The 24585-nt window shown below is 44.0% G+C and carries 24 protein-coding genes and 1 tRNA gene; 21 read left to right on the top strand and 4 right to left on the bottom strand.

The features are described 5' to 3' along the window. The first annotated feature begins 11 nt into the window (after positions 1 to 11). The 4 genes from aroH to aroA all read left to right on the top strand — a co-directional run bounded on the left by aroH (position 12) and on the right by aroA (position 4138). Positions 12 to 380, top strand: coding sequence for a chorismate mutase (gene aroH, locus B5771_RS22505; protein ID WP_088189519.1), 369 nt, complete (start codon positions 12 to 14; stop codon positions 378 to 380). A gap of 433 nt (positions 381 to 813) precedes the next feature. Beyond that, a complete protein-coding gene (aroF, locus tag B5771_RS22500) occupies positions 814 to 1845 on the top strand; it encodes a 3-deoxy-7-phosphoheptulonate synthase (RefSeq protein ID WP_047809239.1) in 1032 nt (343 codons plus the stop codon). Continuing rightward, entirely contained in the window at positions 1839 to 2732 is an 894-nt protein-coding gene (locus tag B5771_RS22495) for a prephenate dehydrogenase/arogenate dehydrogenase family protein (protein WP_348982969.1), read from the top strand. Before aroF ends, B5771_RS22495 begins: the two co-directional genes overlap by 7 nt. A gap of 119 nt (positions 2733 to 2851) precedes the next feature. Beyond that, entirely contained in the window at positions 2852 to 4138 is a 1287-nt protein-coding gene (gene aroA, locus B5771_RS22490) for a 3-phosphoshikimate 1-carboxyvinyltransferase (RefSeq protein WP_088189518.1), read from the top strand. Positions 4139 to 4342: 204 nt separating this feature from the next. Here aroA and B5771_RS22485 read toward each other — a convergent pair whose 3' ends face one another. Next, a complete protein-coding gene (locus B5771_RS22485; protein ID WP_047809241.1) occupies positions 4343 to 4546 on the bottom strand; it encodes a hypothetical protein in 204 nt (67 codons plus the stop codon). A gap of 87 nt (positions 4547 to 4633) precedes the next feature. Between B5771_RS22485 and B5771_RS22480 the strand changes: the two genes are divergently transcribed. Further along, a complete protein-coding gene (locus B5771_RS22480; RefSeq protein ID WP_088189517.1) occupies positions 4634 to 5287 on the top strand; it encodes an HAD hydrolase-like protein in 654 nt (217 codons plus the stop codon). A gap of 5 nt (positions 5288 to 5292) precedes the next feature. Here B5771_RS22480 and B5771_RS22475 read toward each other — a convergent pair whose 3' ends face one another. Beyond that, positions 5293 to 5559, bottom strand: coding sequence for a hypothetical protein (locus B5771_RS22475; protein ID WP_088189516.1), 267 nt, complete (start codon positions 5557 to 5559; stop codon positions 5293 to 5295). Between the two features lie 78 nt (positions 5560 to 5637). Between B5771_RS22475 and B5771_RS22470 the strand changes: the two genes are divergently transcribed. The 16 genes from B5771_RS22470 to B5771_RS22395 all read left to right on the top strand — a co-directional run bounded on the left by B5771_RS22470 (position 5638) and on the right by B5771_RS22395 (position 22955). Then, positions 5638 to 6369, top strand: coding sequence for a type II CAAX endopeptidase family protein (locus B5771_RS22470; RefSeq protein ID WP_088189515.1), 732 nt, complete (start codon positions 5638 to 5640; stop codon positions 6367 to 6369). Positions 6370 to 6571: 202 nt separating this feature from the next. After that, positions 6572 to 7660 (top strand): hydrogenase small subunit, encoded by a 1089-nt coding sequence (locus tag B5771_RS22465; RefSeq protein ID WP_088189514.1) that lies wholly within the window; start codon positions 6572 to 6574, stop codon positions 7658 to 7660. Continuing rightward, the gene (locus B5771_RS22460; protein ID WP_088189513.1) at positions 7657 to 9369 is read left to right on the top strand and encodes a nickel-dependent hydrogenase large subunit; all 1713 of its coding nucleotides are present in this window, start codon (positions 7657 to 7659) and stop codon (positions 9367 to 9369) included. Before B5771_RS22465 ends, B5771_RS22460 begins: the two co-directional genes overlap by 4 nt. A gap of 14 nt (positions 9370 to 9383) precedes the next feature. Next, entirely contained in the window at positions 9384 to 10064 is a 681-nt protein-coding gene (cybH, locus tag B5771_RS22455; RefSeq protein WP_088189512.1) for a Ni/Fe-hydrogenase, b-type cytochrome subunit, read from the top strand. A gap of 263 nt (positions 10065 to 10327) precedes the next feature. Continuing rightward, on the top strand, positions 10328 to 11005 hold the full coding sequence (gene cmk, locus B5771_RS22450; RefSeq protein ID WP_083995948.1) for a (d)CMP kinase: 678 nt from the start codon (positions 10328 to 10330) through the stop codon (positions 11003 to 11005). Between the two features lie 2 nt (positions 11006 to 11007). Continuing rightward, the gene (locus B5771_RS22445) at positions 11008 to 11610 is read left to right on the top strand and encodes a lysophospholipid acyltransferase family protein (RefSeq protein ID WP_088189511.1); all 603 of its coding nucleotides are present in this window, start codon (positions 11008 to 11010) and stop codon (positions 11608 to 11610) included. Between the two features lie 233 nt (positions 11611 to 11843). Continuing rightward, positions 11844 to 13835, top strand: coding sequence for a bifunctional 4-hydroxy-3-methylbut-2-enyl diphosphate reductase/30S ribosomal protein S1 (locus B5771_RS22440; protein ID WP_088189510.1), 1992 nt, complete (start codon positions 11844 to 11846; stop codon positions 13833 to 13835). 125 nt (positions 13836 to 13960) lie between these two features. After that, positions 13961 to 15115, top strand: a complete 1155-nt coding sequence (gene ftsW / locus B5771_RS22435; protein ID WP_088189727.1) for a putative lipid II flippase FtsW — start codon at positions 13961 to 13963, stop codon at positions 15113 to 15115. A 57-nt stretch (positions 15116 to 15172) separates the two neighbouring features. After that, positions 15173 to 15811 carry a hypothetical protein gene (locus B5771_RS22430; RefSeq protein ID WP_088189509.1) on the top strand — a complete coding sequence of 213 codons (639 nt, stop codon included), beginning with the start codon at positions 15173 to 15175 and terminating at the stop codon, positions 15809 to 15811. A gap of 87 nt (positions 15812 to 15898) precedes the next feature. Further along, positions 15899 to 17230: a DUF512 domain-containing protein gene (locus B5771_RS22425; RefSeq protein ID WP_172408348.1), complete on the top strand. Its 1332-nt coding sequence runs from the start codon at positions 15899 to 15901 to the stop codon at positions 17228 to 17230. After that, positions 17223 to 18554 (top strand): ribosome biogenesis GTPase Der, encoded by a 1332-nt coding sequence (der, locus tag B5771_RS22420; protein WP_088189507.1) that lies wholly within the window; start codon positions 17223 to 17225, stop codon positions 18552 to 18554. The genes B5771_RS22425 and der overlap by 8 nt, the downstream gene beginning before the upstream one ends. Positions 18555 to 18557: 3 nt before the next feature. Further along, on the top strand, positions 18558 to 19148 hold the full coding sequence (plsY, locus tag B5771_RS22415; RefSeq protein ID WP_088189506.1) for a glycerol-3-phosphate 1-O-acyltransferase PlsY: 591 nt from the start codon (positions 18558 to 18560) through the stop codon (positions 19146 to 19148). A gap of 80 nt (positions 19149 to 19228) precedes the next feature. Then, on the top strand, positions 19229 to 20242 hold the full coding sequence (locus B5771_RS22410; protein ID WP_047809254.1) for an NAD(P)H-dependent glycerol-3-phosphate dehydrogenase: 1014 nt from the start codon (positions 19229 to 19231) through the stop codon (positions 20240 to 20242). A 296-nt stretch (positions 20243 to 20538) separates the two neighbouring features. After that, entirely contained in the window at positions 20539 to 22023 is a 1485-nt protein-coding gene (spoIVA, locus tag B5771_RS22405; protein ID WP_088189505.1) for a stage IV sporulation protein A, read from the top strand. Between the two features lie 282 nt (positions 22024 to 22305). After that, positions 22306 to 22752 carry an ACT domain-containing protein gene (locus B5771_RS22400; protein ID WP_047809256.1) on the top strand — a complete coding sequence of 149 codons (447 nt, stop codon included), beginning with the start codon at positions 22306 to 22308 and terminating at the stop codon, positions 22750 to 22752. Between the two features lie 126 nt (positions 22753 to 22878). Continuing rightward, a tRNA-Pro gene (locus B5771_RS22395) sits at positions 22879 to 22955 on the top strand. A gap of 230 nt (positions 22956 to 23185) precedes the next feature. Here B5771_RS22395 and B5771_RS22390 read toward each other — a convergent pair. Continuing rightward, positions 23186 to 23665 (bottom strand): NUDIX domain-containing protein, encoded by a 480-nt coding sequence (locus tag B5771_RS22390; protein WP_088189504.1) that lies wholly within the window; start codon positions 23663 to 23665, stop codon positions 23186 to 23188. A gap of 172 nt (positions 23666 to 23837) precedes the next feature. Continuing rightward, positions 23838 to 23969 (bottom strand): tyrosine-type recombinase/integrase, encoded by a 132-nt coding sequence (locus B5771_RS22385; protein ID WP_088189503.1) that lies wholly within the window; start codon positions 23967 to 23969, stop codon positions 23838 to 23840. Between the last annotated feature and the right edge of the window lie 616 nt (positions 23970 to 24585).

The raw sequence follows: 24585 nt of genomic DNA, 5'->3' as shown, positions 1-24585 counted from the left end.
GAGGAACAGAAATGGTACGTGGAATACGCGGTGCAACCACCGTTATAAACAACGATTCAGGAGAGATTCGAGAGGCAACGAAGGAACTCTTGCAGTTGATCCTTAAAGAAAATAAACTGAGCACTGAAGATCTGGTTAGTGCGATTTTTACCGTGACGTCAGACTTAAATGCGGATTTTCCCGCGTCCAGCGCCAGGGAGATCGGCTGGCAGTTAGTTCCTTTGCTTTGTGCCACCGAAATACCGGTGCCCGGTTCTCTGCCTCGCTGCATTCGTGTCTTGCTTCATGTTAATACATCCTGTACGCAAAAGGAAATTCGGCATATTTTTCTCAGAGAAGCTGCAAGCTTACGCAAGGATCTTTTAGAAACGATTGAATAATCTAATTTTTCTCAAGGGGTTGTAGGGACAGCCTCTTATGTGGTAAGATAATTTCAATTTATTACTCTAGTGATGAATGAATTGGCTTTGTTAGGCAAAGCTTAGGTAGGATGGTATTTATTAAATGGGGAATCCTTAAAGGATAAATAAAGGATCGTAGGATAGTAGGATGGGCGCAGTTATAAACGGAGTAAAAGCACCCTCTTCATTTGGGGTGTTTTTTTGTAACTATCATCAGCCTCCCATGATGCTATGCGATATATTTTTTAAGCATAAGTGCAGCAGCTTGGCAGTTGCCTGTGTCAAAGGAGGTAGGATAAGAACTTTTCCGAGAGTTTGCGAACATTTTAGGTTGAAAACAATAGTTAAGCAGGATGGTAGTAAGTGAATAAACGAGTAAAAAAGTAGTATGGTTGAAAGGGGTAGGTCGCAAATGATTATTGTTTTAAAAAAGGGTGCTACACCTGAGCAGGTCGAAGAAGTCTCCACAAGATTGACGGAAGAGGGCTTTAAAATTCATCTTTCTGAAGGAGTCGAGAAGACAATTATGGGTGCGGTTGGAGATCGCACTCGACTTAAGGCTCTTGACTTAGAAGCGTTGCCTTGGGTCGAGAAGGTTGTGCCCATTTTAGCGCCTTATAAATTAGTCAGCCGCGAGTTTCATCCCGCAGACAGTATTATCCGCATTGGTGACCATGAAATTGGTGGCCATCACGTTCACATGATGGCTGGACCCTGTGCCGTGGAAAGCAGAGAGCAGATCATCGAAACGGCTCATGCTGTCCGCGCAGCAGGGGCAACCTTTTTGCGCGGCGGAGCGTTCAAGCCGCGAACATCTCCTTACTCCTTCCAGGGGTTGGAAGAAGAAGGACTGCGCTATTTAGCAGATGCTCGGGAAGAAACAGGACTTCTGGTCGTGACGGAGGTTATCGATGCCCGAGACGTTTCTCTGGTCGCCCATTACTCCGATATTCTGCAAATTGGTGCCCGGAATATGCAAAATTTCAATCTGCTTAAAGAAGTTGCTAAATGCGGTAAAGCTGTTCTTTTGAAACGAGGTCCTTCAGCAACTTTAGAAGAGTGGATGATGGCGGCAGAGTATATTATGGATGGCGGCAATTACCAAGTCATGTTCTGTGAACGCGGAATTCGCACCTTTGAAACGTATACTCGCAATACTCTTGATTTGACGATGGTCCCGGCACTGCATTCTCTGTCTCACTTACCGGTTATTGTTGACCCCAGCCATGGAACAGGCCGCTGGCAATTAGTTCATCCGATGGCTAAAGCAGCCTTGGCAGCCGGTGCTGATGGCCTGATCGTTGAAGTTCACCCTCAGCCGGAGAAGGCAGTATCTGATGGGAAGCAGTCGTTAACTCCGGAAACGTTTAAACTGATGATGGATGATCTAATCGGATTAAGTAAAGCCCTTGGTCGTTCCCTAGGGGATGTGAGTTTGTGCTGAAACCTGCAGCGGTCATGTTGACACCAGGATGGTCAGGCCTTCGGATTCCGAAGGCCTGCATCTTTGGCTTAGGACTAATCGGCGGTTCCTGGGCCGGTGCGTTACACCAGCTCGGCTGGCAGGTTGTTGCCGTTGATCCTGAAAAATCAAGTATTATTGAAGCGATTCGTCGAGGCTGGATCCAAGAAGGATGGGCAGAACTACCGGAGCATCTGGATGTTGATCTTGTTGTTTTAGCCCTTCCGCTTAAAGAATTAGTTGGAGGCTTTAATCATTTTGCCTTAAAACTTCCTCAAGGAGCCATTGTCACAGATGTCGGGAGTATAAAGTCTGAGGTTTGTCAAAAATATCAAGAAGGTTTAAGCGGGTCTGAGGTTTATTATGTTGGCGGTCACCCCATGACGGGTTCTGAACAGTCTGGTTTTGAAGCGGCCAATCAAGATCTTTTCCGCGGTTATCCTTACGTTTTAACTCCCTCAGCGGATTGCCCGGAAATCGTTGTGGATAAAATTGTTCACCTTGTTCAGGGATTTGGGGCCAGGGTAGAATTCAGAGAGCCTTTGGATCATGACCGTGAAGTTGCTATGGTGAGTCATATTCCCCATATCTTAGCAGTTACTTTGTCTCTAGCGGCTAAAGATGCTTCCTCTGACGGGGAATCGTTGTTATCTTTAGCAGGACGAAGTTTTCGGGATATGACACGTGTTGCAGACAGCTCCCCTGAGATGTGGAAGGAAATCATGGTTAGAAATTCCGAGACGATTCTCGAGGGTCTGACCCTTTGGGAAAAGAGGCTTCAAGAATTCCGGGAATACCTTGAGCAAGGAGATGGGGAGAAAATAGCTGACGTCTTTCGGATTGCCCACACGATTCGAGCGGCTCTTTGATATGGGAACCACTCTCCTTGTAGAAGTGGAAGTCTTACGATTGGATAGATATAATTATAATTCTTAACGTTAATGTAATAATAGTTCTGCGATATGCTGCAGTGGAAAGGGGAATTCCAATGGGAGGCGTTTTTGTTAAGCCGATCACCGGCGTTAAGGGTGAAATACGAGTCCCCGGAGATAAATCCATCTCTCATCGGGCAGCGCTTTTAGGCGGAATGGCCTTTGGGGAAACCCATGTTACGGATTTCTTACTGGGTCAAGATTGTTTAAGCACCCTGAAATGTTTAAGAGAACTAGGCGTAGCTTGGGAAAGACATGGAACTGAAGTTTGGCTTCATGGTCAAGGTATGGACGAGTGGCGAGAACCGACCAATATTTTAGATGCGGGTAATTCTGGGACGACGTTCAGGCTCATGTTGGGCGTGTTGGCAGGGAGTCCCTTTTCTGTTACCTTGACAGGAGACGATTCTCTGCGTTCACGCCCCATGCGGCGTGTTACAGAGCCTCTAAAGCAAATGGGCGCCCGTATTTTGGGACGAAGAGAAGGAAATTTGGCACCAATCACGATGCAAGGCGGTCATCTGCAGGGGCAATCATTTCAGACCGAGGTTGCTTCGGCCCAAGTCAAATCCGCTCTGCTTTTAGCTGGCTTAAGAGCAAAGGGTGAGACGAGTGTACAGGAGCCCTCTCGTTCACGAGATCATACAGAACGGATGCTCAGAGGTTTTGGTGTGGAAGTTCACAGCAGCGGTAACTTAGTGAAACTTCAGGGCGGCGGAAGATTAACGGGTCAGGAGGTTTCTGTCCCGGGAGATATATCCTCTGCAGCTTTTTTTCTTGTTTTAGGAAGTTTGGTTGAAAAAGGTGAGCTTCTTCTTCCGGAAGTTGGAATAAACCCGACACGCACTGGAATTATCGATGTTCTAAAAGCCATGGGAGCAGACATTGAATTTCTGAAGAGTTCGGAAATATGTGGTGAACCAAGAGCAACTTTACGAGTTAGGCCGGCACATTTAAAAGGAATTGAGCTTGGGGGAGATCTGATTCCACGTCTGATTGATGAAATTCCGATTTTAGCCTTAGCCGCAAGTTTAGCGGAAGGAGAGACAGTCATACGGGATGCATCGGAATTAAGGGTCAAGGAAACCGATCGTATCGCACGAGTTGCAGAAGGCTTGAATGCTTTAGGTGCCAAGATAGAGGAATTGCCCGACGGAATGAGAATCCACGGCCAAAGAACGCTGCGAGGCGGAGAAGTGAGCAGTTTTGGTGATCATCGCTTAGCCATGGCTTGGGCTGTAGCCGGTATGCTTTCTCAGGAAGGAGTCAGTGTGGAAAACATGACTGCGGCAGATGTCTCATTTCCGAATTTTTTAGAAATTATTAAGAAGGTTGTTCTATGATACTGTGCCGAAAGAATTGACACTTTGGCACATTGCTGCTGCTAAAAAAGATGAAAACTCCGAGAATGACTCGGAGTTTTTGATTTTGGCTGGTAAATTAGTGTTAAGTTAGGTATAGTAAAAGTCATGGGTTATATTCGCTTGCTTGATAGTTTAAGTATAGTAAGGTTATGTGGCGGGCTTAAGGTTTAGTTCCCTTGCTAACTAACTTTGATAGTTAGTCTCTGCTTGGGAATCATTCATCATCCCCATCTCATTATCGTTGTCATCCGAATCTGAGTAATTACTTCCTCGTGAAACGATGGTGTATCCATATTGTTCGGATTTGCGGCCTAACATAAAGGCTGCAATGAGGCTAAGGATAAAGAGTAATCCATGCGAATGGTAGTGTTGTCTTTGCCAGAACATAGTTTATCCTCCTTTCTTACATTTTAGATTAGCCATTTTGAAGAATTTCATCCGGGTAATATAAGGAAAAAACGAGGAGGTCCAATTGTGCGTTTTGATTATTTGCTCTGGGATCTTGATGGGACGTTAACTGACCCTAAACCAGGAATAACTCGCTCTGTACAGTATGCGCTTCAAAAACTCGGTTTTGCCTATCCCCATGAAGACGAGTTAGAGTGGGTTATTGGGCCGCCTTTAAAAGCGAGTTTTCAAGTTCTCCTTCAGTCAGAGAATGAGGACTTAATAACAAAGGCTGTCACCTTCTACCGAGAGCGTTTCCAAGAGCTTGGAATGTATGAAAATATGGTTTACCCCGGTATTCCTGAATTATTGGACTTGTTAAAGGAAAAAGGTTGTCAACACTTTTTGGCTACTTCAAAACCGAAGGTCTTTGCCGAAAAAATTCTGCAGCATTTCTCTTTGAACAATAGTTTTTCTGTAATCATGGGCAGCGAATTGAGTGGAAACTTTGTGGAAAAGGAAGATTTAATCTGTGAAGTTTTAAAAAGTGTTTCTCCCCAAGCACAGTCGAAAACGGTAATGATCGGTGACCGTCTCTATGATGTTAAAGGTGCCAGAGCAAACAATATTAAGGTTATATCTGTCGGCTATGGCTACGGGACTCTTGAAGAGTTGGAAGCTGCAGCTCCGGATTATTTTGTTTCCAGTGTCCAAGACTTGAAGCAGCTTCTTTTAAGTTAGAGCATTTAATTCGATATCTTTTCGATGGTTGCCTGCTGGATTATAGGGTACCGTACTGCTGCATCAAGATAAATATAGTTTTCATCCCTATCTTGACGAACCATGCCTACGATGCCGTGATCATCGGTTGTTTTAAGGTATTGCTGAACAAAGTGCTGGTATGCGCGTTCGTCCCAGGGATCTAAAAAATCAGTAACGGTATTTAAATAGTGTTCTACGGGAATTTTAAAATAACGATGGTAAACTTGTAGTGTTGTTTCATTGGAATGCATATCTATTCCTCCCTTGAGAGTTAGTCTGAGATATTTGCCAATAAACTATGTGTCAAAACCATAAAAGGGAGAGTGTATATGGACGAAGGACTTGAATATCACGAACACTCTGAGTGCTTTGAACCTCCTGAGCGAAAACGCACCTTAAACTGGGTCGACTTACTGACAGTTATGATTGGAATTGCCGTGATTTATGTTATCCTGGCTTTGGGAACGGTTTGGTTGATGAAGTGGTGGCCTAATGAACGGGTATTGATGTACTTAAATGCTTTTCTAACTCAGTTTTCCTTTTTTCTTTTGATTTGGCTGCTTAAAAAACTACGACATTGGGAATGGTCCGACTTTGGCTGGCGGCGGCCGGTTTTTCTGCGGAAGGCCCTGCCGAATATTTTGGGGATTTATGGGATTAGCTGGCTTTTTAATATTGCCTATGCTATTTTCTTATATAAACAAGGAATGTCTCCGCCCACGACAGATGTCTATACTAAACTTCTGGGACAATCTTCGGGAGTTACCTTGTTTTTAAATCTAATTTTGGCAGGCGTTTTAGCTCCTTTGGTGGAAGAAACCATGTTCCGGGGACTTATTTTTGGAAGTCTTAGAACTTATTGCGGTAAATGGACAGCTGCCGTTATTAGCGCAGCAATCTTTTCGGGACTCCATTTTCAGGCTTACGGTTTCATCCCGCGCTTTATTCTTGGGATCGCTTTAGTTTATCTATACGATAAATACAAATCTCTTTATCCTAATGTTGCACTACACTCCTTAAACAATATTATTGCAACCTTAATTGCTGCTAAATTTGTTTAACCAGGTTGTAAGAGTTTATCCGTTATAAGAGTTTATCCGTTAAATAAAGGCGTTCTCACTCCACTGTCATACTAGTGGTGTGAGAACGCCTTTGTTATTTTATTGCCTAGTTCCTAGTTCTTTGGAATAATTTTCTTTTCATGGCAAACACTAAAGAACATAAATCCAGGACCACTATGCCTAGACTGAGGGAGGGAGACATTTGTCGAAATCTGAAACCTATTATCAATGGGCTCGCCGCAAAGGAGTATCTAGGAGAGACTTCTTTAAATTCTGCACTCTTATGGGAGCGATGCTGGGTTTAGAGGCCACAGAGTTTCCAAAAATCGTTTCGGCGTTACAGTCGAAACCTCGCTTGCCGGTTATTTATCTAAACTTGCAGGAATGTACTTGTTGTGGAGAATCGTTTTTGCGCTCATCGCATCCACTAGTCTCTGATCTGATCTTTAATATGATTTCACTTGACTATATGGAAGTTCTCCAGGCCGCCGCAGGTAAGCAAGCTGAAGAAGTACGTTTAAAAACGATGAAGGATCATCCTGGCGGTTATATTTTGGTTGTTGAAGGCAGCGTAACTTTAGGGAACGGAGGAGTCTTTTGCACTATTGGTGGTGTATCTACAACGGATATACTTAAGCAAACCGCTGAGGGAGCGGCTGCCGTTATCGCCTATGGGTCTTGTGCTACAAACGCTTGCGTTCAAGGGGCTCATCCTAACCCTACAGAAGCTGTGCCGATACGGCGAGTTATAAAAAACAAGCCGGTTATTGACGTTCCCGGCTGCCCTCCCATTGCTGAAGTAATCACGGGAACCATCGTACACTATCTTACTTACGGAGAAATCCCGGAGCTGACTAATCAAGGACGGCCTAAGGCATTCTACGAACATCGCGTCCACGACAATTGTGTGCGGAGAGCATTTTTTGACGCGGGTCAGTTTGTTGAGTCCTTTGATGATGCCGGAGCAAAACAAGGGTGGTGTCTCTATAAAATGGGCTGCAAAGGTCCCACGACTTATAATGCTTGTGCCATCACTGAATGGAATGATGGTGTAAGCTATCCCATAAAATCGGGGCATCCTTGTATAGGATGTTCGGAAAACAACTTTTTTGATAATACTCCCTTCTATACGCATTTGGCGAAAATACCGAACAATGCCCTTGGCAAGGATGTCGATCAGGTTGGGATGGATGTGGTCGGTGTCGCCGGTCTTGCAGTGGTAGCTCATGCTGGAATGACAGCAGTTGTGAAACATGGCGAAAAAAAGGCTAAGGAAGGAAGCAAACCATGACCACAAGAATCGTCGTTGACCCAATTACCCGAATTGAAGGACATTTACGAATTGAGGCAGTAGTTGATGGTAATCGGATTACCGATGCAATCAGTGCCGGTACAGTCTTTCGAGGAATCGAAAAAATTGTTGAAAACAGAGACCCGCGTGATGTATGGGCCTTTGTGCAAAGAATTTGCGGAGTATGTACTCATATTCATGCTTTAGCTTCAATTCGGGCGGTTGAAGATGCATTGGATATACGTATTCCCAAAAATGCCAACTTAATCAGGAATATTATGACAACAACCCAGTTTGTCCAAGATCACGTGATCCATTTTTACCATTTGCATGGTTTCGACTGGATCGACGTCCTAAGTGCTCTCAAGGCTGATCCTGCTCAAGCAAGTGCTTTAGCTCGTTCTATTTCTGATTGGCCAAGGTCCTCAGATGGCTATTTCCGAGATGTACAGAATAAGGTTAAAACGTTTGTGGAAAGCGGGCAGCTCGGCATATTTGCCAATGCCTACTGGGGGCACCCGGCTTATCGGCTTCCTCCGGAGGCTAATTTAGTTGGCGTTGCCCATTATCTCGACGCTTTGTCCTGGCAAAAAGAAATAGCGAAGATTCATACCATTTTCGGCGGAAAAAACCCCCATCCCAACTACTTGGTTGGAGGGATGGCCAGTACTCTTAATATGAATGATAATGACGTTATTAATATGGAACGTTTGGATTTAGTAAAAACTAAAATTGATGAAGCTCAGGTTTTTGTTGACCAGGTACTTATACCGGACATTTTTGCCATCGCAAACTTTTATAAACAGGATCTTTATGGCGGAGGCGTGGGAAATTATCTGGCTTATGGTGGTATTCCAACGGTTGATATTCGCGAACCGGATAGTTTTCTATTTCCCGGGGGAGTTGTTCTCGATCGTAATTTAAGTAAAGTAGAGGAGGTTAATCTCAAAGATCCTCTACAAATTCAAGAATTTGTTCCCCATTCCTGGTATCGTTATGATGATCCTAAAGCCGGACTGCATCCCTGGCAAGGAAAAACTGAAGTCGCTTATAATGGGCCGCTTCCGCCATATAGCAATTTAGACGAGAGTAAAGGGTATAGCTGGATAAAAACACCTCGCTGGAAGGGGCGCCCGGTAGAAGTGGGCCCCTTGGCCCGCTTTGTTGTAGCGTATGCCAAAGGTAATCAAGAAATCAAGGGTTTGGTTGATGATGCCCTTCATCGCTTGAATTTGCCGGTTACGGCTCTTTATTCGACCTTGGGAAGGACTTTGGCCAGGGCTTTAGAGTCTAAATTTCTGGTAAATCATCTTGCCGGTTTTTACAGCGATCTAGTAGCTAATATTAAAGCCGGTGATAGTCAAACCTTCAACGGTGAAAAATGGGAGCCGGAAAAGTGGCCTTCTCAAGCCCAAGGCGTCGGCTTTGCTGAGGCTCCTCGCGGGGCCTTAGGGCATTGGGTCAAGATCAACCAAGGTAAGGTTAGTAGTTATCAAGCGGTTGTACCGACAACCTGGAATGCCTCTCCTCGAGATGCATCCGGTCAAAAGGGGCCTTATGAAGCTTCATTATTGGATACCCCCCTTGCCCGACAAGATCAGCCTTTAGAACTGTTGCGAACGATTCACTCCTTTGACCCATGTTTAGCTTGTGCCACTCATTTGTTAAATCCTCAAGGGAATGAAGTTCTCAAAGTTCGAGTGATTTAAGGAGGATTCTTAAGATGAGTATTCTTCGCAGTCAGGTTTATGTTTGGGAATTTCCTGTGCGCTTTTTTCATTGGGTTAATGCTCTGGCCATCACGATTCTTTTTTTAACGGGAATGTACATCGGACATCCTATATTAGATACTCCGGGCGAAGCTGTTGGACATTTCTTTATGGGAAGAGTCCGATATTGGCATGGCATATTTGCCTTTATTTTCATGGCCAATATGCTTTTTCGCTTGTATTGGTTTTGGGCAGGCAATGAGTATTCTAAAATGAGACTTTGGAAGAAAGAGTTTTGGCGGGATGCTGTTACAACGTTTAAATATTATACATTCATGACTCGAGAACACGTGGAGCACGTGGGCCATAATGCCCTTGCTCAGTTAATGTATTTCTTTTTTGTATGGCTCGGCGGTTTGCTCATAATGTTGACGGGTTTGGCGATGCGTGGGGGAAGTGATCCGAACGGAACAATTCAGACCCTTTTTGGCTGGGTAGTTCCTCTTTTGCGTAATGAGTATCAGGTGCGTAATTTACACCATTTTTTGGCCTGGGGATTCGCTGTTTTCTTAATCGGACACTTGTATATGGTTTTCCGTCAAGACATTTTAGATGACGACGGAACGATTTCTTCAATGATTAATGGCTATAAATTTGAACTATCTTCCCAAAATAATAAGAAAGCCAGGCCCTGATAGTTTAGGAGAATCTAGGGCAGACCCCAAAAATGCATACAGAACTGAGGCCGCGAAAGAAAGTGGTCTCAGTTCTGTTTTCTCGTTTTATCCAATCGAAAGACTCCATTTCTTCATTAAAAACGAAGGATTGTTTGGCCTCAAAGTCGTATGTTATAATCTGTTTAATAGTATTTTAAAAAATAGGTCTTTAATAGGATACATCAAGATCGTCCTGATTTTATTAGACTATGAATATTCTTTGAACAGACAGGAGTATAATTGTGGTACATAGAAAACAAAGTGACCTGCAAATTGCTATTGATGGCCCTGCCGGAGCAGGGAAAAGTACGGTTGCCAAACTCGTGGCCAAAGGGTTGGATTTATTTTATGTTGATACTGGTGCCATGTACCGGGCCATAGCTTATAAAGCCTTGTCAAGCGGAATTTCTATTAACGATGAAGAAAAAGTCAGTCAAATTGCTCAAAGAACTGAGGTGATGTTAGACCATTCCGATGAACGTCTCGTATGGTGTGATGGTCAAAATGTAACCCAAGCCATTAGAAATCCGGAAGTTTCCCGAGCTGTTGCTACTGTAGCTGCATATGCAAAGGTGAGAGAACGGTTAGTAGAGCTTCAACGTATGGAGGCGGCTCGAGGCGGAGTAGTTATGGATGGTCGGGATATCGGTACTCATGTACTGCCCGAGGCGGATCTCAAAATTTTTTTAACGGCTTCAGCTGACGAACGAGCTAGGCGCCGGTGGATTGAGCTCCAGAATTCCGGCCGAAATGTCTCCTTTGAAGAAGTGTTCCAAGATATGCAGCGACGTGATCGTCAGGACATGGAGCGGGAAGTGTCTCCCTTAAAGCCTGCCCGAGACGCGAAAATTCTGGATACCACTGGCTTAAAGGTGGAGGATATTGTCACAAAAATCCTTCGTTTAGCACAGGAGGGATAGTAATGACGTTATACAACGTTGCTAAAGGAATGTTTCGCCTGCAATTCAAACTAATGGGGTGGAAAATTCAGGGGGTTGAGAATCTGCCTCTTGAAGGCCCGGTGATTTTGGCGATTAATCATGTTAGTATGTGGGATCCTGTTGTGGCGGCCTCCAGTCTGCCGCGTCCTGTTCGTTTTATGGCTAAGGAGGAGTTGTTTTCTTTTCCTATATTAGGAAAGCTGTTTCGTACTCTGGGGGCTTTCCCGGTGAAAAGAGGGCAGGGTGATATGAATGCCATCAGACAATCCTTGGCAATTCTGAAGGAAGGGCAAGTGTTGGGCTTGTTCCCCGAAGGAAAACGTTCCAAAACCGGGACGATACAAAAAGGGATGCCCGGGATGGTCCTTTTAATGGAAAAAAGTAAGGCTTCCATCGTTCCTATAAAGGTCAATGGAACGAAACATATGTTCACAAAAGGCTGGGGAAAGATTTCTGTTGTTATTGGCAAGCCTTTAACCTCTGAATTGCTTAAGGCCCCGGCAGGGATTGACAATCGGCGAGAATGGATTGCCGACCGCATTATGCAGGCTGTCTTGGACCTGCAGCTGCCCAAAGCCCAGTAAACAAACATTTGCTTCTAATAGGGGATGCGAACAGAATAAGCGGCTATGAATAGGAACGCCGCTTATTCTGTCGCATCTTTTTTTAGCAGATAGGGCAGGCTAATTTCGAAAGAACCTTAGACAGAATCGAAAAGTGTCATTTACATAAAACTCGTTCATATAGCAGGATTTTTGAGCAAGAGTAGAGAAAGAGTAAGGGACAAGTTCTTATAATTTTGTGGGAGGGTCTTGTTTTGAAAGTCAAACGGGCAGATAAAGCCGGGTTTTGTTTTGGCGTAAAACGTGCTTTAGATATGGCAGAACGAACCGTTGAAATATCATCGGCAGTATCACTTGGACCATTGATTCACAACCAACAGGTTGTGAAACGATTAGAAGAGCGAGGAATCCGAGTTATTAATGGGCTGGAAGAAACAAAAGCCGCCCAGGCTTTAATTATTCGGTCCCATGGCGTAGCTCCTTGTGTCTATCTGGAGGCGGAGAAAAAAGGTGTCAAGATCGTCGATGCTACCTGTCCTTTTGTGCAAAAAGCTCAGCGCTTAGCGGCTGAATCGGCTCAAAAGGGACAGCAGGTCATTGTCATTGGAGACAAACTCCATCCGGAGGTACAGGGAATTCTGGGCTGGGCAGGTGAACAAGCCATCCCAATCCAGACAGTGGAGGAGGCTCGTGAGCTTCCTGTTTACTCTCGGTTAGCAGTTTTGGCTCAAACGACACAGCTGGCGGAAAGTTTTAGCAAGATTGTCGAGGAATTAAAACACCATTCGGAGCATTTAACCGTTCATGATACAATTTGCAATGCTACTGCAGAACGTCAGAAGGCCGCCCGTGAGTTGGCGGGGCTTGTAGACATTATGGTTGTTGTCGGTGGGCGTAACAGTGCCAATACACGAAAATTGGCAAGCATCTGTGCCGAAAGCACAAAAACCTATCTTATCGAAACAGCGGATGAATTAGAACCTGACTGGTTTGCCGAAGCCAAGAGTGCGGGCTTAACCGCCGGAGCTTCGACTCCAGATTGGATAATTGAGGAGGTTTTTAAGAAAATGTCGGAAATGAATGATGACGGAATGGACATGGCCAGTTGGGACGAGGGTTTTCAGGAACTTCATCTTGGAGCTCATGTCACGGGGAAGGTTGTAAAAATTACGAATGATGAGGTCTTCGTGGATATTGGCTGGAAGTCCGAGGGTGTAATCCCTTTGTCAGAGCTAAAGGTAACCCGCCAAACAAACCCCGAAGATGTGGTTTCCATTGGCGATGAAATAACGGCGGTTGTTATCCGTGTGGAGAACTCAGAAGGGCATACCGTCCTGTCAAAACGTAAAGCTGATGAAGCAAATGCTCAGGAACACCTCAAGAAATTAGCAGAAAGTAAGGAAGAAATCCAGGCTAAAGTTATTGAAGTGGTTAAAGGTGGTTTGGTTGTTGATGTGGGAATGCGCGGTTTTGTTCCGGCATCCCAGATACAATTAGGCTATGTTGAAGACTTAAATCAATTCTTAGGGCAAACCTTGCGTTTGCGAATGTTGGAGTTTGAACCTGCTAAACGAAAAGTTGTTCTTTCCCAAAAGAGTATTTTGGAAGAAGAAAAAGCAGAAAAACGAAAACACCTGTTGGAGACTCTCCAAGAAGGTGACGTTGTTACGGGAGAAGTTCGCAGAATGGCCGATTTTGGCGTCTTTATTGATATCGGCGGGCTTGATGGACTCCTTCACATCTCAGATATGGCTTATTCGAGGATAAAGCATCCATCAGAGATATTGAATGTTGGGGATAAGGTCGAAGTTCAGGTGTTAAAGCTTGATCAGGCATCCGGTAAGATTTCGTTAGGATTGAAACAACTTAAAGAAAGCCCTTGGGCCCAAGCTGCACAAAAATATCCCGTGGGATCGACGGTAACGGGAAAAGTTGTTCGTATTGTGACCTTTGGTGCCTTTGTACAGCTTGAGGATGGTGTGGACGGATTGATTCATATCTCCCAAATTTCCAACAAACATATCAATAAAGTTGAAGAGGTACTTAAAGCGGGAGATATGGTCAATGCTAAGGTTATTGAATCTAACCCTGAAGCAAAACGAATCAGCCTTAGTATTCGTGAAGCAGCTGCAGATGCTGACAAAGCCCAAGATCAACAGGCTATGGCTGAACAACCGGAGGTTAAAGCCATGACCATTGGAGACGCAGTAGGCGAAAAGCTTTCCTCAGAAAATAATAACGACTAATAGTGTTCGTTGGTATAAAAATCTTAGTTTCGAAATGACTTCTTGCTCATTAATGCAGGGAGTCATTTCCTTCTAAACCCCCATGCAGCTAATATGGGCAGAAAGAGGACAGGAAGGTGATTAAACTGGTTAAACGGCAACCGATTTCACCTATTGATTTTCCCATTTTATTTTTAACCCTGGTGCTTCTCGCTTTTGGCTTGATTATGGTTTTGAGTGCCGGAGCGGTTCTTGGTTTTAATACCAATCAAAATTCCTATTATTACGTTTTGCAGCAGCTTAAATGGGTTTGTATTGGCGCCGTCTTTGCGGCGATTGCCATCAAATTGCCTTACACGTTCTGGCGCCGCTTTGCAGGGCTGGGAATTATCGTGAGCGTATTGCTGCTTGTTGCTGTTCTCTTTACAGGAGCAGGGATCGCAGCTAAAGGTTCAGCCCGCTGGATCTCATTTGCCGGTTTGCGAATTCAGCCTTCAGAAATCACAAAATTGACGCTTGTAGTTTTTTACGCTCATATTCTGGATCGTTATCCAATTAAAAAGGGGAAAGACTGGCGTGTGCCTTTAGGAATACTTTTGCCCCTTACCGGTGTGGTTTTGGCTCTCGTATACAAACAGCCGGACCTTGGAACGGTTATGGTCTTGGGTTTGACAAGCGCCGTTATGCTGCTGCAGACAGAGATCCCGACTCTGTGGTTTGTATCTGCAGTTCCTGTTCTCGGAATTCCCTTGATGTATTTTATTCATGGTTACCAATGGCAGCGAATTTTAGTTTGGCTTGATCCGTGGAAATATGCCAGCGACATTGGTTATCAAATTACGAATGCCGAGATATCCTTCGGTTCAGGAGGCGTGTTTGGAGTAGGCTTGGGAAGGAGTCTGCAGAAATATGGTTTTCTTCCTGAAAACCATACGGACATGATTTTTGCTATGGTTGGAGAAGAATTGGGGCTTATTGGAACATTTTTCTTAATTGCTCTTTTTGCATCTCTCTTCGCCCGCGCCTTCTATGTTATACGGAAATGTCCGGATCGTTTTGGCCGTCTTTTAGGTTTTGGACTTATCTCTTCTTTGGCCATTCAGACAGCAATTAACCTCTCTGTTGTAACAGGTGTTTTACCCGTTACCGGAATAACCTTGCCCTTAATTTCTTACGGCGGGAGCTCCTTGGTTATCACTTTGACAGAACTAGGCATGATTTTAAACGTCACTCGTTATTGCCAAAAATCCCAAAACAACAATAAAAGCAACAACCCAGGTATATCCAACGTCCCGGTGTAATCTCTTTCTAAGTGGGAATAATAAGTATAGGTTTTCCCATTAGAGGAGGAGTTCCCAGTGAATTTTCCTTATGGAGAATGGATTCTCTTAGGTATAACCCTTGTAACCTTTGTGGAAAAGCAACGATCACGTTGGTTTTTTCTGAAATTATTGGCGATCTGGCTTGGAGGAAAGGTTTTTGAGCTAATCCTCAGTTCATCAAGTGTTTGGCATTACCATTATGCTCGGCTGGCTGTTATCCTCTTCTTGGGCGGATATGCTTGGAAACGTGCTCGGCGCAGAGTTTGGCCTTTGGTTGCAACAAGTTTTGTCATAAGTATAGAAACCTTATTCCTTGTCAATGATCCTGGAGTTCTTCCTTTCAGTTCTTGGCTTTTCGCCCTTGCTCTCGTGTCAGTTGCCTGGTTAACCGCGAAAACGTACTGGGGAACAGTTTTAGCCTTGGTTGGGAGCGTTCTATGGGATCAAGGCTTAGAACGATTTGTCTATGAGGGGATTCTAAGGCACGTAGATTTACCGGACCCTTTTATTTGGAACTTCGGTACGCTTTTCTTGACTGTTTGGGCGGGTTTGCTCTTAGGTTTAAAATGGAAGGCTGATTCACGTGAAGTAAGGGCAATTCCAGCTTCTGATAGTCTAATATCTGCCCGTGATGAAGGAACTTTTGACCTTTCAAAGGAGCAGGATCTCAGGTAGCATGTGCAATCTAAATATAGTATACTGTAAGGCAGTAAAGAACTGGGATAATATTCCCTGCTCTGATTGCTTAGGAGGATGGAACGTTTGGTTAAAGGTCTGGTGATTGCGGGGGTTAGCCCAGGCAGTATCGCAGAAGAAATGGAAATTCAGGTCGGGGATCGAGTTCTGGCTGTAAATGGTGAGGAATTGAGAGATGTTATTGATTTCCAGTATGGCATTTCTGATGAGGAATTCACGTTACTTATCGAAAAAGGTAATGGCGAAGAATGGGAATTGGAAATCGAGAAGGCTCCAGGGGAATTTTTAGGTATAGACGTGGAAACTATTAGCTCAGAAGGAACAAAACTCTGTTGTAATAATTGTACCTTTTGCTTTGTAGCTCAAATGCCAAAGGGGATGCGGGCTACACTTTATGATAAAGATGATGATTATCGGCTTTCCATGACTCAGGGGAGTTTCATTACTCTTTCGAATTTGAGTGACGAAGAAATCAAGAGGATTATTGACTTTCATCTTAGCCCGCTCTATATTTCGATTCATGCTTGGAATCCGGAAGTACGTGTCAAGCTAATGAAGAATCCACAGGCCGGGAAACTTCCTCAGCAGATTCAACGTCTAACGGAGGCGGGCATTGCTATTCATGCCCAAATAGTCTTAGTTCCTGAGCACAACGATGGAGAGGTGCTGACGGAGACAATTATGAAGCTGGGAGAACATTATCCGTCCATACAGTCGATCGCCGTAGTTCCCGTGGGATTGACCCGCTATCGGGAACGTTTGACGCCCCTGCGTGGATTTACTCCCGCAGAAGCAGCTCATATATTGGATCAGGCTGAACTGTGGCAGCAGGATTTTTATAAACGAACAGGACAGCATTTGGTTTATTTTGCCGATGAGTTTTATGTTTTAGCGGGACGGGAGTTTCCTGAAACTTCAGTTTATGACGATTTTCCCCAATTAGAAAACGGAGTAGGTATGGCTCGAACGTTTATTTCAGAACTGGAAATAGGGTGGCCCTATTTGCCAAATTCAATTTCGCAAAGACATGTGCATCTTGTCACCGGAACTTCGGCCCAGGGGCTTTTTGAGAAATGGTCCCGGAAATTAATGGACCACGTGAGGGGTTTGACGATAACCGTTCATGTTATTCGCAATGACTTTTTCGGAACCTCGGTGACAGTAGCTGGTTTACTGACTGCTCAAGATATTGCCCTTCAACTGGGTGATTTGGGGGGGGATGACTTTCTTATTCCCCAGGTTATGCTGAAAGCGGATGAGCCGATCTTTCTCGATGATTACAGTGTTCAATGGTTAGAAGAAAAGGTTAACGGCCGAGCTAAAATTGTTGAAAATCATGGAACAGCGTTTTTAGAACAGGTCATTGGATATAGCTTGGGGGTGGCACAGTTTGAGTAAGCCAGTGGTAGCAATTGTCGGACGTCCTAATGTTGGCAAATCAACTCTTTTTAATCGTATAGCCGGAGGGCTTGTAGCCATTGTCGAAAATAAACCTGGAGTAACGAGGGATCGTCTCTATCGGGATGCTGAGTGGTTGGGGCGTAAGTTTGCCTTGATTGATACCGGAGGGATCGAGTTTAAAGCTGAAGGGACGCCTATCGCTTCACAGATGCGCAAACAGGCAGAGATTGCTGTGGAAGAGGCTGATGTGGTAATTTTTGTTGTAGATGCCCAATTGGCACCCACGCCTGATGACGATTTGATTGCGCGTACTCTGCGGCGTTCAGGTAAACCAGTGTTGTTGGCGGCAAATAAAGTTGAGGACTTTGAAAAGGCTGAGGGACAACTCTACGACTTTCTGGCCTTGGGGCTTGGGGAAGCGATTCCTATTTCAGCGGTTCATGGCATGAATATGGGTGATCTGTTGGATATGGTTGTTTCCAATTTGCCAGAAAATGCTGGGGAGGATTATGATCCCGACGTTATTCGGATTTCAGTTATCGGACGTCCTAATGTGGGAAAATCATCCTTAGTCAATAATATGCTGGGGAGAGAACGGGTTATCGTCAGCAACATCCCTGGAACGACACGAGATGCTATCGATACTCCCTTTGAGTATGAAGGAAAACATTATATTCTCATTGATACTGCCGGTATGCGCCGCAAAGGCCGTATCGAGGAACTAACTGAACAATACAGCGTCGTGCGTTCCTTACATGCCGTTGATCGTTCCGATGTGATTCTTATGCTCCTTGATGCCACAGAAGGTGTCACAGAACAAGATAAAAAAATAGCAGGCTATGCCCATGATGCCGGTAAAGCCATCGTTATCGTGGTCAATAAATGGGACCTCGTGGAAAAAGACGATAAGACGATTAACAAATTTGAAAAGACGATTCGCGAAGAATTGGGTTTTTTGCAATATGCGCCTACTATGTTCATTTCTGCAAAAACCGGGCAGCGTGTGCATAAAATATTAGAGCTCGTTGATTTTGTAACCGAGCAGAATTCTACGCGAGTAACAACTGCGACCTTAAACACTTTGGTGCGCGAATGGCTTCATCTCAATCCCCCTCCAACAGATAAAGGGCGGAGATTAAAGGTGCTTTATCTTACCCAGGCAAGTGTAAAACCACCTACGTTTGTTTTCTTTGTCAATGATCCGGAATTGATGCATTTTTCTTATAAACGTTATTTAGAGAATCAAATGCGGAAACATTTCGGATTTGAAGGAACACCGATCCGAATTATAATTCGTCAAAAAGATGAAGAGAAGGAGTAAGTGATGTTACGCTACTTGATATTTATCTTAGCGTATTTTCTTGGAGCAATACCTTTTGCTTATTTCGCAGGTCTCCTTAAAGGAATTGACGTCCGGCGGCATGGCAGCGGAAATGTTGGTACCACCAATGCCTTTCGCCTCTTAGGCGTAAAATTGGGAATTGCTGTGCTGTTCGGCGATTTTATGAAAGGAGCTTCAGCGGCGGCTTTGGGTTATTGGGCTTTTGGTGCCTGGGGCGGCATTGCAGGAGGATTATTGGCTATGGCCGGTCATAGTTGGAATCCTTTTTTTGCTTTTCGGCCAAGCGGTAAAGGAGTAGCTGCAGGATTTGGAATTATCACAGTCTTGATGCCCAAGGTTATGCTGCTGGCTGTCGGGTTGTTTATTCTCGTTGTTTGGGCAACACGCTACGTTTCCTTGGGATCGATTGTTGCGGCCCTTACAGTGGCCATATCAGTGTTCCTCTTTCGAGAGCCCCTGGCTTATCGGATTTTTGGTTTAGTTGGGGCTTCAATTGTGATAGCTCTTCATCGCTCGAATATCAAACGGCTTCTACACGGGACTGAAAATAAATTTGGGAATAAGAAGAGTTGATTAGGAAGTGAACTCGTTCAGGACCCACCTAATCGAACCTCGAATATCGAGTATTTAACATCGAATTAGGAGGTAGGTTAATGTCGAAAGTTGCGGTTTATGGAGCTGGGAGCTGGGGAAGTGCCTTGGCTGTTCTCTTGAGCAAAGCGGGTCATCAAGTCTCATTGATTGGCCGGAAGGCTGATGAAATGGCACAAATGAGCAAGCTCCGTGAAAATGTGCGCTATCTACCGGGAGTTGTCTTGCCTTCAGGACTCACACCCACCACAGATGTCACAGAACTGAACGCTGATCTCGTGATTTTGAGTGTCCCCTCCCACAATATTCGCGAGGCTGCTCAGTTTATAAAACCTAACTTAAGACCGGGCGGAATTGTGGTTAATACGGCTAAAGGATTGGAAGAAGAAACACATAATCGTCTTTCGGAAGTATTGAAACAAGAACTGACCGAGCAGGCTATTGCCGTTTTATCAGGGCCTAGTCATGCGGAGGAAGTCGGCAGAGATATTCCGACAACCGTAGTGGTGGCTTCCGATGTTGAGATTGCTGAAAAAGTTCAGGATTTAATGATGACCCCAAAATTCAGAGTATATACCAATCCCGATGTCATCGGCGTGGAACTTGGGGGAGCCTTAAAAAACGTCATTGCCTTATGTACAGGCATTGCCGAAGGGTTAGGTTTTGGGGATAACACAAAGGCTGCTTTAATGACCCGAGGGCTGGCAGAAATTGCTCGTTTGGGAGTAGCCATGGGCGGGCATCCTCTTACCTTTGCCGGGCTGTCCGGTGTTGGTGACCTGATTGTGACGTGTACGAGCCAACATAGCCGCAACCGGCGAGCGGGCGTTGCTCTTGGACAGGGGAAACCTCTGGATACTGTTCTTCATGACGTAGGTATGGTTGTTGAGGGGGTTAGAAATACTCGAGTAGCCTATCAACTTAGTCTGGAAAAGAATATTTCCATGCCGATTACCCAACAAGCCTACAAGGTCTTGTTCGAAGGCGCTGATCCAAAAATTGCTGTTACAGATTTGATGATGCGCGGGAAGAAGCATGAACTTGAGGAAGTCGTAGAAATGAGTTGGTTTAAGTAAGCGAAACAATTTAGTTTGTCTGATCATTGGATAAAGGCGTTCTCACTCCACTATATACTAGTGAAGCGAGAACGCCTTTGGTTATTTGCACCCAATTTAGATTTTTAGAGTTAAGTTTTTACGCAACCCCTTTTTTCTACTGTCATATTTTCGGAAAAACCCCAATATAATTATATTGCTTAATGTGCTAGTCCAGTCATCGGGTATCCACGAGTTACAGGGAGGTGGAAGGGGAGATAAGGTGGAGGCCCTTCCCCAATTTTTGGGACAGCACTCAAAAGGGAGGGAAATTTCTAATGGAAAAACTAGACATTTTTAGGGATATCGCAGAACGTACGGGGGGCGATATTTACCTCGGTGTCGTCGGGCCAGTCCGCACAGGTAAGTCCACCTTCATCAAACGTTTCATGGACCTCCTGGTCCTACCCAACATTCAAGATGCCTTTGAGCGGGAACGGGCTAAAGATGAGCTTCCTCAAAGCGGGACAGGTCGAATGATTACGACGACAGAACCGAAGTTTATCCCCTCGGAATCCGTGGAAATCGTCGTCAAAGACTCCATCCATATGAATGTACGTTTAGTGGATTGTGTGGGCTACGGCGTTGAGGGCGCTATAGGTTATGAGGCCGAAGATGGAGAAGAACCACGTATGATGAAGACCTCTTGGAGCGATGAACCCATGTCTTTCCAGGAGGCAGCGGAATTAGGCACTCGCAAAGTTATTACCGACCATGCGACCATTGGGGTTGTCATTACAACCGATGGTTCGATCACCGATCTTCCCCGGGAAGCTTACTTAGATGCCGAGGAGAGAGTCATCTACGAGCTTCGTCAGCTTGGAAAACCCTTTGTTGTACTTTTGAATACGACTCGGCCCTATGCGGACAATACCATGGAATTATGTCGCGATTTGGAAGAAAAATACAGTATTCCGGTTCTCGCAGTGAATTGCTTGGATATGACCCAAGAGGATATCACTCAGATTCTCGAAGAAGTACTTTATGAGTTCCCGGTGGCTGAGGTTAATATTGATCTGCCGAAATGGGTTGAAGAACTTGAAAGTTCCCATCCGGTACGGGCGGCTTTTGAAGATACCGTCCGCAAAGCTATCGAAGGTGTTCGCCGCTTGCGGGATATTGATCAAGCTTTGGATGCTTTGGCAGAATGCGAGTATGCTCAAGATGTTCTTTTAAAGGAAATGAATCTGGGTACAGGCGTAGCCAATATCGAAATGACTGCTGTCGAGGGCCTCTTCAAATCAGTCTTACAGGAGCTTACAGGGCTGGAAATCGAAGGAGATCACTCCTTGCTGCGTATTGTTCAGGATTACAGCAAAGCTAAGAGAGAATGGGATAAAATGTCCGTCGCCATCGAAGAAGTTCGGGTCAATGGCTATGGTGTTGTAACTCCCCAATTGGAAGAAATGTTCTTGGAAGAACCTGAACTTGTTAAACAAGGAGGGCATTATGGCATCAAGCTCAAAGCGAGTGCTCCTTCCCTCCATATCATCAGGGCAGATGTCACGACCGAAATCACCCCTTTAATTGGTACTGAAAAACAAGCAGAGGAACTGGTAAAATACATTCTCGATGAATTTGAAAGCGATCCTAAAAAGGTTTGGGGTTCTAATATCTTCGGCAAATCACTGCATGATTTAGTCAGGGAAGGAATCCAAAATAAACTCTACAAGATGCCGGAAAATGCCCAGCACAAACTGCAAGACACATTACAGCGGATAGTTAATGATGGCAACGGCGGGCTGATCTGCATCATTATTTAACCACGAGAATCTAACCCCAAAAACGTGGATATTCATTAGGTATTTATCGGTTATCATTTGTTGATGCTGAAGTGCAAAACAGGAACGTTAGAGCGCCTGAAGGCTGTGTCTGACGTTCCTGTTTTCTATGGCTGGCTGACTTTTGTGAGAATTGACCTCTTGTCCTATCGGGACAAGAGGTTTAGACGGTGCGTTAATAAGTTTGAGTTCTTGCAAAACTTGTACTAATTAGCTTATAATAATTCTGAGTATTTAGGATGATCGAGAGATAGGTGAGATTTCGTGGTTGGCAAGACGAACGATTTTTTAATAGTTAGTAAAGACATACTGCCTGAAGCCATTTTGAAGACTGCAAAGGCAAAGGAACTCCTGGTAAAAGGAGATGTCTATACGATTAATGAAGCAGTTGAACGAGTAGGTTTAAGCAGAAGCGCCTACTATAAGTATAAAGACGGCGTGTTTCCGTTTTATGAAGCCAGCCGCGAAAAAATCTTAACCATTTCTCTGATTTTGGAAAACAAAGCCGGAGTGCTTTCTCATGTCTTGAATTTTATTGCTTCCTTAAAAGGAAATGTCTTAACCATCAATCAGGGAATTCCCCTTCAGGGCATTGCCAATGTTTCAATTTCCTTGGAAACAGCAGGAATGGATGACATCCCTGAAGATCTCTTGAACGGACTTGGTAAAATCACTGGGGTTCGAAAAATTGAGATAATTGGTCAAACCTAGGGGCAGAGAGCGGATTACTTGATAATTGTTCGTTTAATAGAAAAAAGAATAAAATGAGTTTAGTTTGGGGTTGCATTTTTTTCTTTAGTATGTTAATCTGTATAAGTCTTCTTTTGGAGAAACAATCGGGGCGTGGCTCAGCTTGGTAGAGCGCTACCTTGGGGTGGTAGAGGTCGCACGTTCAAATCGTGTCGCTCCGACCAGTAAAATCAAGGCTTTTGGCCTTTCGGATAAAGTGGAAATCATCTGGTAGTGCAATTGGTAGTGCAATTTCAAAAGGTTGTGTAATTAGAAAAGTCCTTCAGGCATTGAGGGGCTTTTTTCTATTACTAATAAAAGTATTTGTTTTTCCTCCACAGCATGATTTATTCCTGCTAGGTTGTTTTTCTTCAGTGCAAGTAAAATGCGTATAAATCATAATGACACTCATGATTTAACCATGATTATGTTGAATATGTTCAGAACCTAGAAAAATTGGAATTTGCCTCTCAATTATTGTGCTAATATTTTCATTTAGTATATCGGGCAAGAGTTGAATGCTATCTAAATTTTGTATGTTAATCCATTCGCTACTAACCTGCATATCATCAATTTCTGTAGGTCCTTTTGTAATGTTATCAACTAATTCACAAATAAAAATGTGATAGATTTTATGACTATATTCTGGATATAACTCTCTAGTTTTAGGATTTTCATATATTTCTTCAAATAATGCGGCAAACCTCTTTGGAATAACATTGTATCCCGTTTCTTCAAGACATTCTCTAATTATTGCTTCATGCAGTGTTTCATACATATGTTGCCCACCACCAGGTAATGTGTAATATTCTCCATTATCCTCATCGAAACATTTATTTAATAATACCTCGCCTTTATTGATAATAATTGCTTTTGCTGCGCTTCTGATAGACATTTTTAGGCTCCTCTCTTTTTATTTTATGAATCTTGTTTTAATAATAATAGCATAAACTTTAATTCTACGAGTTTTAGTGGATAGCTTTAATAGAGTTTTTCCTTCTTAATAGCCCATTGAGATTATTAACTGCTTTCCTTTTTATTTCCGGCATAACATGAGCATAGGTATTTCATGTAGTGGATATATCCGCGTGTCCCATAAGTCCTTGAACCGTCTTAAGATTTTCCCCGGTTTCTAATAACCTTGTTGCATAGGTATGGCGAAGGGCATGTGGATTAATTTCAGTCGATAATCCTGCCATGGTCTTATCGAGTAAAATCGTCTAGTAAAGTTTCTTGGATAGATAACCGTTCCGTTAGAAGTGGTGAAAACTAGTCCTTGATCTTGAAAGTCTATTCCAGGGACTGATTTTAATTTCCGCTGCAAGATTCTCCATAAACGTAAGGCAATAGCAACCTCCTTTGGTATTGGTAAAGTACGCTTGGATTTTTTTGTCTTCGGAGATTTGAAAATTAATCCTTCAGCATTTGTCCTTGAAATGGCTTCTTTTACAGTAATGGTGTAATTTCTAAAACTAACATTTTTTCATTTCAAGGCGAGTATTTCACCTTGCCTCAGCCCAGTTCCGATAGCTAATAAAAAAGCAGCTCTCGTATGTGGGTTTATGCCGGTAATCCGGCAGAACTGTGCGGCTTGTATTGTGTGTGCCGTTTGCTGCTCAACGCCCAGACACCTCTTTCAGTTGTATGTGTGCCGGAGCAAATTGAGACAGATAACCGTATCGTCAGTTATCGCTATACCGGAGAAATAAACCCGGAGGCATTTGGTGCTTACACGGACTATGAGGAGTTAATAAGCGAATTGCGGCGAAACATTTACGCGAATACCTGGACCCGTATGATACATGAAAATGCCAC

Origin of the sequence: Desulfosporosinus sp. FKA, from assembly GCF_002196785.1 — a bacterium.
GTDB lineage: Bacteria > Bacillota > Desulfitobacteriia > Desulfitobacteriales > Desulfitobacteriaceae > Desulfosporosinus > Desulfosporosinus acididurans.
This window is presented reverse-complemented; position numbering and strand designations above follow the sequence as displayed.

Bases quoted from the DNA above. Each gene is read 5' to 3' on its own strand.
- aroH (WP_088189519.1), top strand. From the start codon at position 12: ATGGTACGTGGAATACGCGGTGCAACCACCGTTATAAACAACGATTCA.
- aroF (WP_047809239.1), top strand. From the start codon at position 814: ATGATTATTGTTTTAAAAAAGGGTGCTACACCTGAGCAGGTCGAAGAA.
- aroA (WP_088189518.1), top strand. From the start codon at position 2,852: ATGGGAGGCGTTTTTGTTAAGCCGATCACCGGCGTTAAGGGTGAAATA.
- B5771_RS22485 (WP_047809241.1), bottom strand. From the start codon at position 4,546: ATGTTCTGGCAAAGACAACACTACCATTCGCATGGATTACTCTTTATC.
- B5771_RS22475 (WP_088189516.1), bottom strand. From the start codon at position 5,559: ATGCATTCCAATGAAACAACACTACAAGTTTACCATCGTTATTTTAAA.
- B5771_RS22470 (WP_088189515.1), top strand. From the start codon at position 5,638: ATGGACGAAGGACTTGAATATCACGAACACTCTGAGTGCTTTGAACCT.
- B5771_RS22460 (WP_088189513.1), top strand. From the start codon at position 7,657: ATGACCACAAGAATCGTCGTTGACCCAATTACCCGAATTGAAGGACAT.
- cybH (WP_088189512.1), top strand. From the start codon at position 9,384: ATGAGTATTCTTCGCAGTCAGGTTTATGTTTGGGAATTTCCTGTGCGC.
- B5771_RS22445 (WP_088189511.1), top strand. From the start codon at position 11,008: ATGACGTTATACAACGTTGCTAAAGGAATGTTTCGCCTGCAATTCAAA.
- plsY (WP_088189506.1), top strand. From the start codon at position 18,558: ATGTTACGCTACTTGATATTTATCTTAGCGTATTTTCTTGGAGCAATA.
- B5771_RS22410 (WP_047809254.1), top strand. From the start codon at position 19,229: ATGTCGAAAGTTGCGGTTTATGGAGCTGGGAGCTGGGGAAGTGCCTTG.
- spoIVA (WP_088189505.1), top strand. From the start codon at position 20,539: ATGGAAAAACTAGACATTTTTAGGGATATCGCAGAACGTACGGGGGGC.
- B5771_RS22390 (WP_088189504.1), bottom strand. From the start codon at position 23,665: ATGTCTATCAGAAGCGCAGCAAAAGCAATTATTATCAATAAAGGCGAG.
- B5771_RS22385 (WP_088189503.1), bottom strand. From the start codon at position 23,969: ATGGCAGGATTATCGACTGAAATTAATCCACATGCCCTTCGCCATACC.